This window comes from Pseudomonas sp. S2_B07 (assembly GCF_054668435.1).
This window is the reverse complement of record NZ_CP162769.1, coordinates 3,746,516-3,764,583: the sequence shown is the minus strand read 5'-3', so window position 1 is coordinate 3,764,583 and position 18,068 is coordinate 3,746,516. Positions and strand designations below refer to the sequence as shown.

Annotated in this window: 15 protein-coding genes and 1 pseudogene; 5 read left to right on the top strand and 11 right to left on the bottom strand. The window is 58.0% G+C overall.

The annotated features are described in order from the left end of the window. Positions 1–22: 22 nt before the first annotated feature. From AB4N43_RS17270 to AB4N43_RS17255, 4 genes are all read left to right on the top strand, one after another. Positions 23–952 carry a LysR substrate-binding domain-containing protein gene (locus AB4N43_RS17270; RefSeq protein WP_460151756.1) on the top strand — a complete coding sequence of 310 codons (930 nt, stop codon included), beginning with the start codon at positions 23–25 and terminating at the stop codon, positions 950–952. A 9-nt stretch (positions 953–961) separates the two neighbouring features. Then, a complete protein-coding gene (gene recG / locus AB4N43_RS17265) occupies positions 962–3,037 on the top strand; it encodes an ATP-dependent DNA helicase RecG (RefSeq protein WP_460151755.1) in 2,076 nt (691 codons plus the stop codon). Between the two features lie 78 nt (positions 3,038–3,115). Next, the gene (locus tag AB4N43_RS17260; protein WP_027926339.1) at positions 3,116–4,516 is read left to right on the top strand and encodes an aminoacyl-tRNA deacylase and HDOD domain-containing protein; all 1,401 of its coding nucleotides are present in this window, start codon (positions 3,116–3,118) and stop codon (positions 4,514–4,516) included. Positions 4,517–4,764: 248 nt separating this feature from the next. Further along, positions 4,765–5,022, top strand: a complete 258-nt coding sequence (locus tag AB4N43_RS17255) for a hypothetical protein (RefSeq protein WP_059181949.1) — start codon at positions 4,765–4,767, stop codon at positions 5,020–5,022. A 79-nt stretch (positions 5,023–5,101) separates the two neighbouring features. Here the strand turns inward: AB4N43_RS17255 and AB4N43_RS17250 are convergent, their stop codons facing one another. Next, complete coding sequence (locus AB4N43_RS17250) at positions 5,102–5,479, bottom strand: SCP2 sterol-binding domain-containing protein (protein WP_194940484.1); 378 nt, start codon at positions 5,477–5,479, stop codon at positions 5,102–5,104. A 383-nt stretch (positions 5,480–5,862) separates the two neighbouring features. On the opposite strand from AB4N43_RS17250, the gene AB4N43_RS17245 reads away from it, so the two are divergent. Beyond that, complete coding sequence (locus tag AB4N43_RS17245; protein WP_460151754.1) at positions 5,863–6,243, top strand: DUF6124 family protein; 381 nt, start codon at positions 5,863–5,865, stop codon at positions 6,241–6,243. 65 nt (positions 6,244–6,308) lie between these two features. Here the strand turns inward: AB4N43_RS17245 and AB4N43_RS17240 are convergent, their stop codons facing one another. The 10 genes and pseudogenes from AB4N43_RS17240 to tssM form a co-directional block, all read right to left on the bottom strand. Continuing rightward, positions 6,309–6,857: a hypothetical protein gene (locus AB4N43_RS17240; RefSeq protein ID WP_460151753.1), complete on the bottom strand. Its 549-nt coding sequence runs from the start codon at positions 6,855–6,857 to the stop codon at positions 6,309–6,311. Positions 6,858–6,885: 28 nt separating this feature from the next. Then, positions 6,886–7,326, bottom strand: coding sequence for a hypothetical protein (locus AB4N43_RS17235; RefSeq protein WP_460151752.1), 441 nt, complete (start codon positions 7,324–7,326; stop codon positions 6,886–6,888). Positions 7,327–7,330: 4 nt separating this feature from the next. Continuing rightward, entirely contained in the window at positions 7,331–7,873 is a 543-nt protein-coding gene (locus tag AB4N43_RS17230) for a lysozyme inhibitor LprI family protein (RefSeq protein WP_460154217.1), read from the bottom strand. A gap of 229 nt (positions 7,874–8,102) precedes the next feature. After that, positions 8,103–8,612: a hypothetical protein gene (locus tag AB4N43_RS17225; protein ID WP_460151751.1), complete on the bottom strand. Its 510-nt coding sequence runs from the start codon at positions 8,610–8,612 to the stop codon at positions 8,103–8,105. Positions 8,613–8,615: 3 nt separating this feature from the next. Further along, the gene (locus AB4N43_RS17220) at positions 8,616–10,337 is read right to left on the bottom strand and encodes a peptidoglycan-binding domain-containing protein (RefSeq protein WP_460151750.1); all 1,722 of its coding nucleotides are present in this window, start codon (positions 10,335–10,337) and stop codon (positions 8,616–8,618) included. A gap of 11 nt (positions 10,338–10,348) precedes the next feature. Next, positions 10,349–10,747 carry a peptidoglycan-binding domain-containing protein gene (locus AB4N43_RS17215; RefSeq protein WP_460154216.1) on the bottom strand — a complete coding sequence of 133 codons (399 nt, stop codon included), beginning with the start codon at positions 10,745–10,747 and terminating at the stop codon, positions 10,349–10,351. A 9-nt stretch (positions 10,748–10,756) separates the two neighbouring features. Then, positions 10,757–12,784: pseudogene (locus tag AB4N43_RS17210) on the bottom strand (type VI secretion system Vgr family protein); the annotation flags it as partial. Positions 12,785–12,812: 28 nt separating this feature from the next. Further along, positions 12,813–13,814: a serine/threonine-protein kinase gene (locus AB4N43_RS17205; protein WP_194940490.1), complete on the bottom strand. Its 1,002-nt coding sequence runs from the start codon at positions 13,812–13,814 to the stop codon at positions 12,813–12,815. Continuing rightward, entirely contained in the window at positions 13,811–14,539 is a 729-nt protein-coding gene (locus tag AB4N43_RS17200; protein WP_123433131.1) for a PP2C family protein-serine/threonine phosphatase, read from the bottom strand. The genes AB4N43_RS17205 and AB4N43_RS17200 overlap by 4 nt, the downstream gene beginning before the upstream one ends. Further along, positions 14,539–18,063, bottom strand: a complete 3,525-nt coding sequence (gene tssM, locus AB4N43_RS17195; RefSeq protein ID WP_460151749.1) for a type VI secretion system membrane subunit TssM — start codon at positions 18,061–18,063, stop codon at positions 14,539–14,541. The genes AB4N43_RS17200 and tssM overlap by 1 nt, the downstream gene beginning before the upstream one ends. Between the last annotated feature and the right edge of the window lie 5 nt (positions 18,064–18,068).

Below are 18,068 nucleotides of genomic sequence, written 5' to 3'. Positions count from 1 at the left end.
CGCAACTTCATGGACGCTTGCTATGACTCTCACAGAATTACGCTACATCGTTACCCTCGCCCAAGAGCAGCATTTCGGCCATGCGGCCGAGCGTTGCCACGTCAGTCAACCGACCCTGTCGGTGGGCGTGAAAAAGCTTGAAGACGAACTCGGTGTGCTGATTTTCGAGCGCAGCAAGAGCGCCGTGCGCCTGACTCCGGTCGGCGAAGGCATCGTGGCCCAGGCGCAAAAAGTCCTGGAACAAGCCCAAGGCATCCGCGAACTGGCCCAGGCCGGTAAAAACCAGCTGACTGCCCCGCTGAAAGTCGGCGCCATCTACACCGTCGGCCCGTACCTGTTCCCGCACCTGATTCCGCAACTGCACCGGGTCGCCCCGCAGATGCCGTTGTACATCGAAGAAAACTTCACCCACGTGCTGCGCGACAAACTGCGCAACGGCGAGCTCGACGCGATCATCATCGCCCTGCCATTCAACGAAGCCGACGTCCTGACCTTGCAGCTCTACGACGAGCCGTTCTACGTCCTGATGCCGGCCCAGCACCCGTGGACGCAAAAAGAATCCATTGACGCCAGCCTGCTCAACGACAAGAGCCTGCTGCTGCTCGGCGAAGGCCACTGCTTCCGCGATCAAGTGCTGGAAGCCTGCCCGACCCTGACCAAAGGCAACGACGGCGCCAAACACACCACGGTGGAATCCAGCTCCCCGGAAACCATCCGCCACATGGTCGCTTCCGGCCTCGGCATCTCGATCCTGCCGCTGTCGGCCGTCGACAGCCATCACTACGCCCCCGGCGTGATCGAAGTGCGCCCACTGACGCCGCCGGTGCCGTTCCGCACCGTGGCCATCGCCTGGCGCGCCAGCTTCCCGCGGCCGAAGGCGATTGAAATCCTCGCTGACTCCATTCGCCTGTGCTCGGTGGCCAAGCCGTCCGTGCCGGTGGTGGCGGCGTAAGTTGCTGTCATGACCGAGTTGTCGCAAGTGTCGGTGACGGCACTCAAGGGTGTCGGCGAGGCCATGGCCGAGAAGCTGGCCAAGGTCGGCCTGGAGAATCTTCAGGACGTGCTGTTTCACCTGCCGCTGCGCTATCAGGACCGCACTCGCGTGGTCCCGATCGGCCATTTGCGACCAGGGCAAGACGCCGTGATCGAAGGCACCGTCAGCGGCGCCGATGTGGTCATGGGCCGTCGCCGCAGCCTCGTCGTGCGCCTGCAAGACGGCACCGGCGGGCTCAGCCTGCGCTTCTACCATTTCAGCAATGCACAGAAAGAAGGCCTCAAACGCGGCACGCGGATTCGCTGCTACGGCGAAGCGCGGCCCGGTGCGTCAGGTCTGGAAATCTACCACCCGGAATACCGCGCCATTACCGGCGACGAGCCACCGCCGGTGGACGAAACCCTGACCCCGGTCTACCCGCTCACCGAAGGCCTGACCCAGCAGCGCTTGCGCCAACTGTGCATGCAAACCCTGACCATGCTCGGCCCGACCAGCCTGCCCGACTGGCTCCCGACCGAACTCGCTCGTGACTATCAACTCGCGCCGCTGGCCGATGCGATCCGCTACCTGCATCACCCGCCTGCCGATGCCGACGTCGATGAACTCGCCCTCGGCCATCACTGGGCGCAGCACCGCCTGGCCTTTGAAGAGTTGCTGACCCATCAACTGTCCCAGCAACGGCTGCGGGAAAGCATGCGTTCCCTGCGCGCACCGGCCATGCCAAAAGCCACCCAACTCCCGGCCAAGTACCTGGCCAATCTGGGCTTCGCACCGACCGGCGCACAGCAACGGGTCGGCAACGAAATCGCCTACGACCTGAGCCAGCACGAACCGATGCTGCGGCTGATTCAGGGCGACGTTGGCGCCGGTAAAACCGTGGTCGCCGCCCTCGCCGCGCTCCAAGCGCTGGAGGCCGGTTACCAGGTCGCGCTGATGGCGCCCACCGAGATCCTCGCCGAGCAGCACTTCATCACCTTCAAGCGCTGGCTCGAACCGCTGGGCATTGAAGTCGCGTGGCTGGCCGGCAAGCTCAAGGGCAAAAACCGCGTGGCCGCGCTGGAGCAGATCGCCAATGGCGCACCCATGGTGGTCGGCACTCACGCGTTGTTCCAGGAGGAAGTGCAGTTCAAGAACCTCGCACTGGCAATCATCGACGAACAGCACCGCTTCGGCGTGCAGCAGCGTCTGGCGTTACGACAGAAAGGTGTCGGCGGGCGCATGTGTCCGCATCAACTGATCATGACCGCCACACCGATTCCACGAACGCTGGCCATGAGCGCCTACGCCGACCTCGACACCTCGATCCTCGACGAACTGCCGCCCGGACGAACCCCGGTCAACACCGTGCTGGTCACCGATACCCGGCGCGTTGAAGTCATCGAACGGGTGCGCGGCGCCTGTGCCGAAGGGCGTCAGGCCTATTGGGTGTGCACGCTGATTGAAGAGTCAGAAGAGCTGACCTGCCAGGCCGCCGAAACCACTTACGAAGACCTCACCGCCGCCCTCGGCGAGTTGAAGGTCGGGCTGATCCACGGCCGCATGAAGCCGGTAGAAAAAGCCGCCGTGATGGCCGAATTCAAGGCCGGCAACCTGCAACTGCTGGTTGCGACCACCGTGATCGAAGTCGGCGTCGACGTCCCGAACGCCAGCCTGATGATCATCGAAAACCCTGAACGCCTCGGCCTCGCGCAATTGCACCAGTTGCGTGGCCGTGTCGGTCGAGGCAGCGCGGCCAGCCATTGCGTGCTGCTTTACCATCCGCCGCTGTCGCAAATCGGTCGTCAACGCCTCGGTATCATGCGTGAAACCAACGACGGTTTTGTCATCGCCGAAAAGGACCTCGAACTGCGCGGCCCCGGCGAAATGCTCGGCACGCGCCAGACCGGCCTACTGCAATTCAAGGTCGCCGACCTGATGCGTGATGCCGATTTATTGCCCGCCGTGCGCGACGCCGCCCAGGCATTGCTGGAGCGCTGGCCGGACCACGTCAGCCCGCTGCTCGACCGCTGGCTGCGCCATGGGCAGCAATACGGCCAAGTGTGAGCACCGTCGCAGTTTGTGGACGATGCTTTTAAACAAGCTGGTTATACTCCTGCAATTGTTTGAATACGGATACAGACCATGACTGAAGCTGCCCTCGCCCCGGAACCCCTGCACGCTCCGTCTGTTATTCGGTTGCTGCTGGGCAAGCTGGGCATTGCCTACGAAGAAGTGCTGGACCACCACGGCTTGAACGCCTCGCGCAAAGTACAGGCCGTGTTGCTGGACGATGCCGTCGGCGCGCTGATGGTGCTGTTTGCGCAAAGCCAATTGCTCGACCTCAATCGCCTCGCTGAACTGACCGGCCGCCGCCTCACTGCCGTGCCCACCGAACGCCTGGTGAAGATGCTCGGCAAACACAGCTTGAGCCTGTTACCCGGCCTGCCGGCGTTGACCAGTTCGCCGTGCCTGTACGAAGAAAGCCTGCTGCGCCAACCGAAGTTGCTGATCAACTCGGGCGAGCCGGGCCTGCTGCTGGAAATCACCAGCGAAGATTTCAAGACCATGCTGACCAAGGCCAGCGCCGCCAACTTCGGCGAGAACCTGACCAGCATCCGTCCCAACCTCGACCGTCCCGACGATGACCGCAAGGAAATCACCCAGGCCGTTCAAGTGTTCACCGCGCGACGCATCCAGCAACGCCTGGAAGAGACCATCGAGATTCCGCCGCTGGCCGAGACCGCACAGAAAATCATCAAGCTGCGCGTCGACCCCAACGCCACCATTGACGACATCACCGGCGTCGTCGAAACCGACCCGGCGCTGGCCGCGCAAGTCGTCAGCTGGGCCGCGTCGCCGTACTACGCCTCGCCGGGCAAGATTCGCTCAGTAGAAGACGCGATTGTGCGGGTCCTGGGTTTCGACCTGGTGATCAACCTCGCGCTCGGCCTGGCTCTGGGCAAAACCCTGAGCCTGCCCAAAGACCACCCGCAACACGCCACGCCGTACTGGCAGCAATCGATCTACACCGCCGCCGTCATCGAAGGCCTGACCCGCGCCATGCCGCGCGCCCAGCGCCCGGAAGCCGGCCTGACCTACCTCGCCGGCCTGCTGCACAACTTCGGCTACTTGTTGCTGGCCCACGTCTTCCCGCCGCATTTCTCACTGATCTGCCGCCACCTGGAAGTCAACCAGCACCTGTGCCACAGCTACGTCGAGCAACACCTGCTCGGCATCAGCCGCGAACAGATCGGCTCATGGCTGATGCGCTACTGGGACATGCCCGACGAACTGGCCACCGCCCTGCGCTTCCAGCACGACCCGCACTACGACGGCGACTACGCCGAATACCCGAACCTCGTGTGTTTGGCGGTGCGTTTGCTGCGTAGTCGTGGGATTGGCTCCGGGCCGGATGAAGACATCCCCGACGCCCTGCTGGAACGCGTCGGCCTGAGCCGCGACAAAGCCAACGACGTGGTCAGCAAAGTTCTAGAGGCTGAAGTGCTGCTGCGCGAACTGGCTTCGCAATTCACACAGGCCTAAAAAAAACCGCTCCCACACTCGGTCTAATGTGGGAGCGGGCTTGCTCGCGAAGAATCCCCCGCCGATCTACCTGATTCACCACAAGACCCTGTAGGAGTGAGCCTGCTCGCGATGAATCCAACTCGGTATCTCTGAATCACCACAAGCCCCTGTGGGAGCGAGCCTGCTCGCGAAGAATACCCCGCGGTTTATCTGATCACCTCAAACCTGCGCCCCGCTATGATGCGACTGCCAATTGAGCGCTTCCGATGACCCAAACAGCGGCTGTCAGTGTTGCAAGTCAAATCCGCAAACTTGCTAACGATCACAAGGTTACTGCTGATCCTGACGGCATGAGCCGTATAGCCGTGATCATTACCCGTATGACTGGCGATGTCGTTGAGTTGGATGGCATCGAGCAACTGCTCGTCAATCTCAAGAGAAAGGGTGTTCTCAGCAAGTCTGAGATCCTGGCGCTGCAAGGGCGCTATCTTCAGGAGAGGCGTGCGCAGAAACGTAGCTCATGAGTCTTAATCCGCTCAGCGACTTAGAGGCCGCCCAGCCACTCGACGGCGGCGAGCCTTCTGAGTCGAATGGCTGAATGACCTATGCCTTAGCCTTCCTAGGCTTCAAATACTTGGTCAACCCCTGGAACCACATCACCAACGCCGGGTTGCCCTTGATCTGAATCGACTTGTCCTGAATCCCCGTCATAAACGCCAACTGCTTGTTCTTCGCCTGCATCGTGGCAAAGCCATACGCCGCATCTTTGAACGCAATCGCAAACGCCGGCTCGGCATACACGCCCGACTTGCTGGTAATGCGCTGATCCTTCACAAAGAAATGCCGCGCCACCTTCCCGTCCAGGGTCTGTAGCTGGAACACCAATTCCTTGTCACCCAACTGCTGCTGAAACGCAGGATTAGTCCGACTGGCCTTACCCATCAACAAACCCAGCATCCACAGTAGAAAACGAAATTTCATGCGCACAGCCTCAAGAGAAAAGTGAACGGCCGGCGCAGTGTAGCGGCTTCAAGCGAGAACGCCACTGTTGTGCAGCGATAGAAGAAGATGCCCGTCTTTTTGACGCCAATGACTGCCAAGTCACGCAATCCTGATGCTCCTGTTGGAATGCAATCTGTGAAACAAAACCGCTCCTGTAGGAGCTGTCGAGTGAAACGAGGCTGCGATCTTTTGATCTTTCACTCGACCCCATCGGAGATTTCCTTCAACACGTGATGCTGTTCGTGAACTAGGCAGCCCTAGGCTTCATCGATAACCTTTGTTCGTCGCCGCAAAATCGGTGACACGGATGTGCAAGTCCGTAACCGGGAGAGAATTTTTATTAACTCCGAGGATTTACACCTGTGACCAATCCAAAAACTAATTCACCCGAACACGAAGACACATCCCCCTACGAATCCAGCGATTCGAAGAAATTCCACGAAGCCGCCGAACGCGCCCTCGACCACCATTTCGCCCCATCCAGCGAAAAACCCAAGCCTCGCAAAGGCAACCTCTTCGCCGTCTCCCCTAACATAGACACCGAAGCCCTCCTGGCCAACGCCTCGGAAGACCTGCTGTCCATCAGCGCCATCGCCACCAACCTGGCCGACGACGTGGACGGCGCACGACGCTCCTTAGCCTTGGCGCTAAGCAGATTGGCGGATGGGGTTCGGTTGTTGGTGGAGCGAGCGCTGGATCACATTGATTCGCCGAATCCGGCGGAGCATCGGGCGAAGGTGTAGCGGGAGCCGCGAATAGAAAAAGGGGACTTGGCGTCCCCTTTTTTGAAAATTTGAAATTCGCTTTTTTATGACTTTCCGTCAGCTGCGACAGACCCAACGGTACATCGTCCATCCTGAAGATCAGGGATCAGACTTCTGTTTCCCGACTGATACCAGTCGGCAAGCAATTGGCTCTCGCAGAAAGCTTCTTTCTGGACATCGTAATAAAATGCCACCATATGGGTCGCCATGGCGCCCCGATTCGGTAGGAAAACCTCCAAATCAAATACGACATCGGGCAAAGGACCATTCCTGTCAGCCATAAATTTTGGCGGCCCTGTAAATTTGCAGGGTGCTCCTGCAAACGCGGAATCCAGCAAGCCACTCTGATAAGTGTAGATGGCGCAGTTCGGTATTGAATCTTCAAACACCACCGCACCCATTACACCGCCCTTCCAACTTAAAGCACCGAAGGGGATTGGATGAACGTCCTCTGCACGCATCTCATTCTCCGCAGCGATGGCAGCAGTTACAGCGACCGGCAACGATTGCTCCACATTCAACAGGGTGGGTGCCGCATGAGCCGACATTACAAATAGGGGAAAAATGAGACTGTAGAGGGCAACAGCTTTCATGCACGCCCCCCGAAAAAACGAAATGAAATCACCATTGGCAACCCATTTCTGGCGACGCATCCATACCGATATCTTGATCGAATGAATACTTCTTCTGGGTTTTGTAGTTTGTGTAAGTCATCCCGTAAATGCGGGCACCTTGGCTGACCATTTCATAATTTCCAGATACCACGCCATCGGAGACTTCAACCCAGGTCGTCGTAAATTGAGACGGCCGATCCGGATCCATGACTTCTTCCTCGGAATTTTTGTAGACAAGACCAATTGCCGTTTTTGACTTGCTGTATTTGACGTTCGCGCCGCTCCATTTAACGACCGAATCGAAATAGCTTCTGAACTCAAAATTGATGCTTTTGCCTTCCTGCGAGCGGAAGCAATAGACCTCAGTTGTGACTTCGCTGTGAGCCGCCATCGGACAGAGGAGTAGAAAAGCTACAAAAAACGAAGACAAATATTTCAAACCGATCATTCCTTTAGCGGTTCATGGGTAGCTGAAAGCGCATTCGCACCGCGCAATAAGCGAGGTCTTCACGAAACAAACGGAAACTCATCTCGCACTGTCCGTCCGCATATTGCTTCCAAACAGGATCGTCGAAGTCACCCCCTCCGAGCAGATTGATCGAGGCCTTCAGACCGCTTTCGCGATCCTGCCCTGCCATCAACGAAGCAGCTTTGTAAAAGCCATCATTCGGCATACCTGTCTGTAGATAAATGAGCTCGCCCAACCGGGCGGTGGTTGTCTGCGCCAAGCACGCAAGCTTATCGATGGGCGCCTCCGCTCCCGGCAAAACGGCCTGATACAGATCCTCGCAATACGCTTCTTTGAAGCGCACCCACTTTCTTTGTACATCGGTCAGTTGCCTCTTGTCGGCGGGAGACAAGCTGGCCAGGGTTTTCTTGTATTGCTCATTCAACACAGCGTCGACTTTTTCGAAGCTTTGCTGGCCGCAAGTGATCAAATCGGGATTGGTAATGCTGTTGTGGTTGCAGGTTTCCTGTGCATGAGCCGAAATCATCGATGCCGCGAAAGCGGCGCTCACCAGTGCTACGGCAAACCTTTTAAACTTCGTTGTCACGGTTGACCCTCGACGCTACGACCGATCACAGGTGAAAAAGTAAAAACGTGGGGCAGATTTATTAGGAAAATGGAAAAGGGGACGAATTTCTTTATTGGCGACCGCATCATCATAAATAAATCCGCCCCCTTTTCACTTCCTGATCAGCCAATGACAAACACCCTATTCTCTACTCTGACTCCCCTTCATACTTCTGAGATTCGACATTAAACTTCCAAATGTGTGGAGTGGTTAAAGGCTTGCCACCTTTCTGTTGAATACTGCCATCCGAGTTCCGTTTGTAAGAATATATCTTTATTTCCTTAAAAACGTTCTTTTGTTCGTTCTCTGGTTCCGCTACCTCTACCTTGGCAAAGTAATCTGCACCAAGCAATTTCAGGTAACCATGGCACTGGAGTAAAAAGCTAAAAACTTGATCTCCACTTGAACCAACACCTGTTGATGCTTCAAAAATAAAATCGTCATTTCCATCATTATTCAGGTCACCGACATATATGATGCGCCCGTGGTCGATCAAAAACTCCTTACCATCTTGCGTTGACAACACTTTCGTCTTACTGCTTCCAGATTTCCAATCAGTAATAAAACTTTTTGAATCTTGTTCCAGATTGCACACATCACCTACAGATGACCATGCAGCGGCTGGAAGCAAGCTAATCAACAGTAAAAAATATTTCATAGATCACACATCCATAATGAAGGAATTTCTACCAGGTCTTACAGCACCTTGAGGGAGGTTAACGCCATATAAAATCGCATTAGTGATGGAATCATTTAGAGCTGCAAGCTTCCTTTGAATTTCCTCGGTCAACGCGCTTTCATGTGCATCCCCCCAACTGGCGACTGGCAAGGCCCAGTTGACCTGACTTGTAGAGTCAATCACGGATTGAATTGCAGGAGCAACACGTGATGATCCGCTAACGACGTGAGCGGGGCGATAGACGTGCCAGCGAAGCAATATGGCGATTGCTTTTTCTGAAGTGAACACAGCGCCTAGCGTGCTGACGACCTCCTGCCCAGCAACTCTAAATTTCACTTCTTTTTCTAAGATTTTGCTAAGCCGTAACTTAGTCATTTTCCACATGGCCTTACGGTATGCATCTATTGTTCGCCCGGCCATGCTGAACCTATAGTGCCAGTGCCAGGTCTTCATATAGTGCGCACCTTCCTTCGTTTTTGGTAAATCCGAAAAATCCGTTTCGGTGCTAAGCTTTACCCATGAATTGTATGTACGCACACCCGTAGAATACATTCCAGCCTCCCCCCACTGAAGAACGGTGTCTAACCCAAACTTCCCAAAGGCCTTTTCAAAAGCCTCCGGATTTATACTTTTGAAATAAGCAATAAAACCTGGCAATTCTCCATCAGCATATTCTGAACCAAACACACCCATCGTCCAGTGGCAAGGACCAGCCGATATAAGTGCGTTATCCCACGCGTTCAAAACATCAAATCGACCATAGCACTCTGCCTCAGCCACTACGCGCATCGTCCGGTACGTAGAGACTTTTGCACTGTTCACTTCAGCGCTGTTGTATGGTGCACCTGAAACATTTAAAACTGACATCTCAGCTTCAGGCGACCAACTGTGCTTAAGGCCTGTATTGGGTCCACCAAAAGTCCCTGACTGATAATAGCCCAACGTCTGATACTCTAGCTTATTACGTGTACCTGGGTAATCATAATAGCTAGTGAAATCCCTGAAGAATATCCGCGGCGCACCACTTGTCAAACTATCATGAGCCCATAAATTACACCCATTTTGAGCCAATTCGGTCCGAACCCCAGCGGATGTGTTATTCCATGCCTCGATTATTACCGGGCATCTGTAATCATTATCCAGCCAATATTCAATTGCGGCTCGCGTAAGCTCGTTGACGACGCCACTAATAGGACCAGCGTAAACAGACGCATTCGATACGGACTTAAGGCTATCAACGTAATAACTAACAGGCCCTATTGTTTCACCAGTTACCAGCGCAGACTTTCCCGCTTTTGCAACTATAGACGCAGCGCTGTCAAAGTAAATATCCATATTATTAATTTTTACGGGCGCGCCCGCCGCATCCAATAATAGCTGGCCTTTTTTCTCTTCTCTGACCTTAGCCACCTGTGCCATGGACGCATATATTTGAAACTCTCGCACAGCCCATTCAGTTCTGCCGCCGAAACCGCCATCAGGTTTACCCACAATGGAAAATCCTAAGGTCGTCAAATCTTCTTGGAGCTTCCGCACATGTTCCGGCACACCCAAGGCTGCACTACTACCTAAAAATGCAGCCGCTGTTTCAGCTGGAACTACAGCCAATACTGGGTTGTCGTTACCTCCCCAGCGTGGGGGCTTATTTTGCGCTGGCTTTCCATCATGATCCCCTCGACAGAGGTTAAAATTCCCGTAAATCATTGCCTACTCCCTTATGCAATATGCTGTTCTTCAAGACGCATAATATCGCTGAAAGAAAGATAATCTTTATCTGCCAACTCACACGAGCGATGAAAACAACGGGTGGCGTACTTTGTTTTTGGGCCGTTATCACCGTCGATTGTTCCATCATAGAAGCCTAGGTTTTTTAGGCGAGACTGAAGCCCTTTAACGTCCGAAGCGTCCGATTGTGCTTTTAAATCGAGCTCCCATACCCATGGCTGCGATTCTGTGCCGAACGGATAGAAAGTAAGCTTGCCTTTCTTCGCATCAGGTGGAACTGGCTGATCTACAAAACCGTCACCCGAAGTCGTGCCTTTATAAGTTACGCCGTCCACCTCCAACGTATAGGGTTGTCCTGCGATCCCCTTTTTGTCATATGGACGTTTCATCTGAATGCGGAAACTCTTTTTCTCGACTTCTACCGGAGGCGATGGCGGCGCATTCATTAACGCCTGATCCATCAAACTCCCCGCCTTATCCTTATCCGCAGCCCCCGGCAACACCGGCGGCTTAATCCCAATCCCCGTCCCGCTCCCTGCCGAACCACCCGCATTAATCTTCACCACCGGCCCAACAACCGTCACCCCGCCGGCATCCAGCTTGATAAAGCTCCCTCCCCCCAAAATGGTGAGTTCGCTGCCAGCCTCGATAACAATCTTCGCCCCAGCCTTCAGATGAATCTCTTTTCCAACACTCGTTAGCTGCGCAGTCCCGAGCTTCACATGCTGGTTCTGCCCAATCGTCAGGTGATCATCCAGCCGCGTTTCAACCTTGCGATCCGCAATCGTGGTGCGATGCTCTTCCGCCTTCAGCTCGGTGTAGGTGTTCTTCACCACCGTGTCATGCCGTTCATTGCCAACGCGAATCTTCTGATCATGCTCAATGTTTTCATCCCAATCCCGCTGGGCATGAATAAAGATCTGCTCGGCACCTTTCTTGTCTTCAATCCGCAGTTCATTAAACCCACCGCCCCCGGGGGAGCTGAGGGTTTTGAACACGGTGCGGGTTTTGTTCGCCGGCAATTCGTAGGGGACCTGGTTTTCCTTGTGGTACAGGCACCCGGTCACCAACGGCTGATCGGGGTCGCCTTCGAGGAAGGTGACGAGGACTTCCATGCCGATGCGGGGAATGACGATGGCGCCATAGCGATCCCCGGCCCAACTCGAAGACACGCGCATCCAGCAGCTGGTTTTGTCGTCGGCCAAGCCTTCGCGGTCCCAGTGGAATTGCACTTTGATGCGGCCGTACTGATCGCAGTGGATTTCTTCGCCCTTGGGCCCTGTGACCATGGCGGTCTGGCTGCCGAGGACGCGGGGTTTGGGGTGTTCCAGCGCGGGGCGGTAGAAGACGTTCCACGGGGTGGCGAGGAAGCGGTTGCGGTAGCCCTGGTGGAAGTCGTCTTTGTTGTCGGTGGTGTCGCTGGTCACCGATTCTTCGAGGACTTGCGGTTGTTTGCCTTCGTGGACGATTTCGGTGAGCAGCCAGAGGTCGTTCCACTCGGTGCGCGGGTGGTCGGACATTTCCAGGAAGTGGCCGCTGATCAGCCTTGTCTGGTCGCCGTGGCCTTCGGCTTGCTGGTAGTCGGCGCGGTGGCGTTCGAGGGCGCGTTGGCTGAGGAATTTGCCGCGCGCGCGGTCGAGGAAGCGGCCGGGGTAGTCGTAGTCTTCGAGGTCTGGCTCGGTGCTTTCGCCATCAGGTTTGTAGGCGGCTTCGAGTTGCAGGCGTGGTTTTTCGAAATCGTAATCGCGGCGGGTGACGCGGCCGGTGCGGGTTTCGAGGCGCAGTTTGAAGCCTTTGATGACGGGCTCGTCGGCGACCATGCCGCTGCCTTGCACATACGCGGTTGGCTGGCCGAGTTTCGGGAACACGGTCTGGTCGTCGCCGAAGACCAGCAGATGGGCTTTGTCGCTGTGCTGGAAGTGGTAGTGAATGCCTTCCTCTTCGCACAGGCGCTGGACGAAGTGCAGGTCGGTTTCGTCGTACTGCACGCAGTAGTCGCGGTCCGGGCACGGTTGGCTGAGCTGGAAGCGGTAGGCGTTGCCTTTGATGCCGTGCTCTTCGAGGATCAGCGCGATGATTTTCGGCGCGGACAACTGCTGGTAAATGCGCTGGTTGGTGCGGTGATGCAGGTATTGCAGGTGCGGCACCAGGGAGATTTTGTAACGGGTCAGGCGCTTGCCGGCATCGCCTTGGGCGACGCGGTAGATCTGGCCGTGGATGCCGGAACCCTGTGGATCGAACGCCAGGAACGCCTGTTTGTGCAGGAGTTTTTCCAGGTCCAGATCGGGGTTTTCGCTGACCAGTTCGAGGTCGAAGCGATACGGCTGGCTGATGCCTTCGGTGCCGGTGAACGACAGCACTTGCAGGTCGCCGACGTAGTCTTCAACCGTCAGAGTGAAATGTGTTTCGTTAGCGAGGTTGAACATTGCTTGCTCCCTGTTCGGTGGTCATCCGTTACGCCTTCAATCGCAGGCGTTGCAGCAAAGACGATGTGGCGCCCAGGGCGTCACGCAGTTGGGCGGCGGTGATGGTGCGCTTGGCCGCATCGAAAGCCAGCGCCGTTCGCAGGGCTGGCCAGCAGTGTTTCGGAAGATTGCGCGGCGGGTGCAGCTCGCGTTCGAGCTGGCCGTCGCGGGCCTCGGTCGAGGGCAAGCGGCGGAACGGGTGTTTGCCGCCGGCCAGTTCGTAGAGCACGCAGGCCACGCCGTACACATCGGCGCTGGCGGTCAGCGGTTGGCCTTCGAGCAGTTCCGGGGCGGCGTAGCCCGGGGTCCAGGCGTTGAAGCGGTCGCGACTCAGGTGCGGCAGGCCGGGGAGAATGCCTTCCACCGCCTGGCCGAGGCCGAAGTCGAACAGGCGCACGCCTTCTTCGCTGAGCATCACGTTGCTCGGCTTCATGTCGCCGTGCAGCACGCCGCGCGAGTGGGCGTAGGCCAGCGCGTCGAGCAGCGGCAGCGCGATGTCGCGCAGTTCTTTCCACGGCAGGCCCAAGGGGCGCTCGCAGAGCAGTTTGTCCAGGGTCAGCCCACGCATGAGTTCCATGGTGATGAAGGCGCGCTGGCAATCGGTGTCCACTTCAAAGCTGTGCAAGCGCAGCACGTTGTCGTGGCGCAGGCGCCGGATCAGGGCGAACTCGCTGTAGAGCAAGGCACTGGCGTCCGGCGATTCGGCAAATTCTTCGCTGAGGATTTTCAGCGCGATGTAAGGGTCGGGATCGCCGAACTGTTCGCTCAGCAAGTCCCGTGCGCGGTAAACCGCGCCCATGCCGCCGGCACCGAGCAGACGCTCGATGCGGTAACGGCCTGCGAGCACGTCGGGCATTTCGCCGATGCTGGCCTTGGTTGGCGCCAGCGCGGGCTCAGCTTTATGCGACTTGGCGAACGCGAAGTAAGTCAGGTTATTGGCTTCCTCGTCGGTCACCAGCAGGTCGTCGAGCGGCGGCATGAGTTGGGTCATTGTCGGATCACCACGGCAGTCAGGTTGTCCCGGGCCGAGCCACGCAAGGCGCCGTCGAACAGACGCTCCAGCGCAACGTGCGGCGCGGTCAGGCTCAGGGCGTTGCCCAAGGCATCGCTGCTCAACCCGTTGTACAAACCATCGCTGCACAACAGAAACGCATCGCCGGGATAAACCTCGAGTTCGAGCACGTCCAGGGTCAATTGCTCGGCCGCCCCGACCGCTCGGGTCAGGGCATGGGCGGCAGGGTGAGCCTTGGCGTCTTCGATGCTCATGTTTTGCTCGTCGATCAGTTGCTGTTGCAGCGAGTGGTCCTTGGACAGTTGATACAAACGCTGGCCGCGCCACAGGTAGCAACGGCTGTCACCGGCCCAGATGCAGGCCGCGCGATTGCCGTCCACCAACAGCGCCACCACGGTGCTGCCCATGATGCTGTCGTGGCGCCCGGCGGTGACGGTCAACTCCTGCCCCAAGCGGCGGTTCAACCAGTGCAGGCACTGGCGAATGCCTTTGAGGCGTTCGTCGAAATCATCCTGCACCGGCAATTCCGCCAGGCTGGCGACGATCAACTGGCTGGCAATGTCGCCCCCCTGATGACCGCCCATGCCGTCCGCGACCACCCACAGCCCCTGCTGCGGGCAGTCGAGAAAAGCATCTTCGTTGCGCGCCCGAACCTTGCCGGCGTCGGTACGCGCAGCGCTGCGCCAGGGGCTGGCAACCAGCATCAGAGCTGCACCGGCATACGGAAGGTGCGCAGCACGCCCATGTCGAACGGGTTCGGTGTGCGCTGGCTGCTGAGCAGGTAGTTGGCGCGCAGGCCGCCTACGTCAGCTTTCAATACCAGCACATCGCGACCGCTCAGGTACTCGGTCTGCATCAGATCGAACAGACGGAACAGCGACCATGGGCCGGTGTTCTTCTCGATGCCGATCGGGCGCCCGGCCATTTTGTCGAGGACCAGGCTGGTGCGACCGTCTTCAGCGTCGGTCGGCCATTTGAACGACACCGGCACAATCGGACCGTGGCGGTATTCGATGGTCTTGTCGCCAAACTTGAACTCGGAACGGCTGACGGCCGGGTCGAGGGTGTACGGTTCCAGTTTGAACTGCACTTGCGGCTCGGCCGGGTTGATCGAGAAGAAGCTCTGGCGAATCACTTGGGCCGCGGCCATCTGGTCGAGGTAGACCTTGGAGATCGGCAGGCTGTGACCGTCGATGCTACGCAGGCGGTAGTTACCCGGATCGCCACTGACGAACGGACGCATGTAGGTGTCGAAGAAGCGATCGTTGATGCCCTGGGCCTTGAAGAACTCGCGGAAGTCGCTGATCGCCACGTCGCTGGTGCTGTGGGCGCTGAACGGATAACGCTTGTTGATCGCCTTGCCATAGAAGCTGTACAGCTCGCTCTGATAGCGCTGGTTCAGGTACTGATAAGAATCGTTGAGCACCAGACGCCAGGTGTCTTCGGCCAGCACGTTGAACCACACACTGACCGGACGCGGCAGACGATTCGAAGCATTGCGCAGGGCGCTCAGCGCATCACGCTGGCCGCTCATGCGGGTCTTGGCCATTTCAAACGCGGCCTGCTCCGGGGAACTGGCACGGGCCAGGCTCGCCAGCTGCATTTGCAGGTCGTTGAGCGCCGCCAGGGCCGGGGTCAAATCAGCGGCCGGGCCGTTGTTGTCGTCCAGCAAACGGTGCAACGGTTCAAAGCGGCGTTGCAGTGATTTCTTCGCGGTGTCCGGCAGGTTCTTGGTCATGTCAGCGGCTTTATCCGCCGCCGCTGCCGCGAGTTTGCCGAGCTTGCCGCCCTTCTCTGCCAGTTTCCCGGCTGTATCGGCGGCGTCTTCAGCGCTGTCAGCGGCCACCGGGAAGCGCGTATTCTCGCGCACTTCCACCAGCAGTTGCAGGACTGGCGAGTTGGCCGAAGTCAGGCCCGCCAGTTGCTCGGCGCCCTCACCCGCGTCATTGATCGGTGGCAAGGCCACCTGGCCGACTGCTTCGCTCCAGAAGTTGGCGTAGTCACGGAAGTACAGTTGCTCCAGTTCGACCATCAGGCGACGCAAGTCCATGCCGCTGATGCCCGAGCCTTCCCCCAGTACCCAGTTGTCACGCAGGATGTCGGTGACCAGCGCACTGCCCTGGACCGAGAAATACTGCTGATAACCCTGCTGGGTGTAGAAGCCGGGAATCACGTAATCGGTGCCGACAAACAGCGAACCTTGTGGGCCGAGGTGTTGGCTGAGACGGTATTCCGGCAGGTTGCGGGCCTGCTCGCGCAGCATCCGGTAAACCACGTTGGCCAGCGATTCGCTGCGCAGGACCTGACGGGCCTGTGCCACCAGTTGATCGTTGAGCGGGTAGATAAACGGCTGCTGCAGCAAACGCTCGAAGTGCGTGTTCAAGCCGTTCTGCACGGCGGTGTTGCCGGCATAACGCTGGGACCATTCGGTGGCAACCCAATCCTTGAGCCACGGGCCGTCGCGACGGTCTTTCATGTTCAGCATCAGGTACGCGCGCAGGCTGTTGAGCAGGCGTTCGCGGTCGTGCATGTTGGCGCGGATCTGCCCTTCCAGCAGCGTCGCAACCTTCGGCAGCAATTGCGCTTCGAGCTCGCGCTCGTAGGCGTTCTTGACCACTGGATTGACGTCTTCGCCTTGATACAGACCGCCACGCTCGTGGTAACTCACGTCGCCTTTTTTCGGGAAGACCTGAGTCGCCGCGTAGGCCGTGTCGAGCGGCTTGAGCACCGCCATGGAATCATCGCGCGCGGTCAGCGCCGAGCGCTGTTGCGTCCAGTTGGTGGCCAAGTTACGCAGGTTTTCCAGACGCTCGTAGTTGGCGGAGAAACCGCCCGCCCAGAGCATGCCGAACAGCGCCAATGCCGCCAGCGCGCCCACATACAGCGCACGTTGGCCCCAATGGATGCGGCTGCGTTCGCGCTTGTCCAGACCGGCCAGATCGGCCTCGGGGAAAATCACCCGGCTAAGCAAATGATGGATGAAGCGGGAACGGCCGCTGCGCAGGGTCGGCAGCACGCCCGCGTTCATGCCCAGATTGGCGCCGATGCCGGCGGTGGTCTGGTCCATTTCCTGGGTCAGGTGCGGTGCGCTGGTCAGGTAGAAACCGCGCAACTGGCTGACACGCTGGTAGCGGTTGCCAGTGAACGCCATGTCGACGAACAGGCACAGGCGCTCGCCGATCTGCCCCAGCTGATGCGGGAAGTCGAGGATGCGGCCACGGCGCTGGGTGTCGCGCTCCTGATGCATGCGCATGATCACCTGGCTGTTCAGGCGACGCAGCAGCTCTTCGAACTCGGCGCGCAATACTACAACGTCGGTGCCGCTCTGCTCTTTGCGGAAGCTGGTGCCGAGCACCTGATCGCTTTCTTCGCGGGTCAGTTGATCGAAGAACTCGTCGAAACCGAGCAGCTTGTCGGCCTTGCTCAGGACCAGGTAAACCGGCACGTCGACGTGGAGTTTTTGATGCACGTCCTGCAAGCGCGCACGCACCTGGCGGGCCAGGGTGTCGAGGTCTTTCTCGTCGGGGCACAGCAGGGTTTCCACCGGAATGGTCACCAGCACACCGTTCAATGGCCGGTTGCGGCGACGCTTGCGCAGCAGGTCGAGCAAGGTGCTCCAGGCGCTGCCGTCGACTTCGCCGTCCGGCTGGGTCAGGTAGCGCCCGGCGGTGTCGATCAGCACACCGTGGTCGGCGAAATACCAGTCGCAATGACGAGTGCCTTGGGTGTCGCGGGTGAGCTTGCGGTCGATCTTGTTGATCGGAAACTCAAGGCCCGAGAAGTCCAGCAGGCTGGTCTTGCCGCTGCCCTGTGGGCCAATCAGCAAGTACCACGGCAAATCACTGCGCCAGCGCTCGCTGCGACCGCGATACAGGCTCGACGTCTTGAGGGTTTTCAGGGCGTCCTTGAAACGCACCTTCAGCTCTTTCTCTTCTTCGTCGATCAGCTCTTCGCGGCGGATACGGTCCTGGCCGTCTTCGGTGTCTTCGATGGCTTTTTTACGCACACCGGCGCGCCAGCTGACGAAGACCATGGTCAGGCCCCAGATCAGGAACAGCACGCTGATGGTCAGCAAGCGCGAGGTCGAACCTTCCCAGAACTTGTAGTCATCCACCGCCAGCAGCGGCCCGACGAACCACACCAGCAGCGCGACAAACAGCACCACCAGCAAGGTCCAGACCCAGGTCTTGCGCAAGAATGCGCCGACTTTCTTGAAAAACTTTTTCATGACAC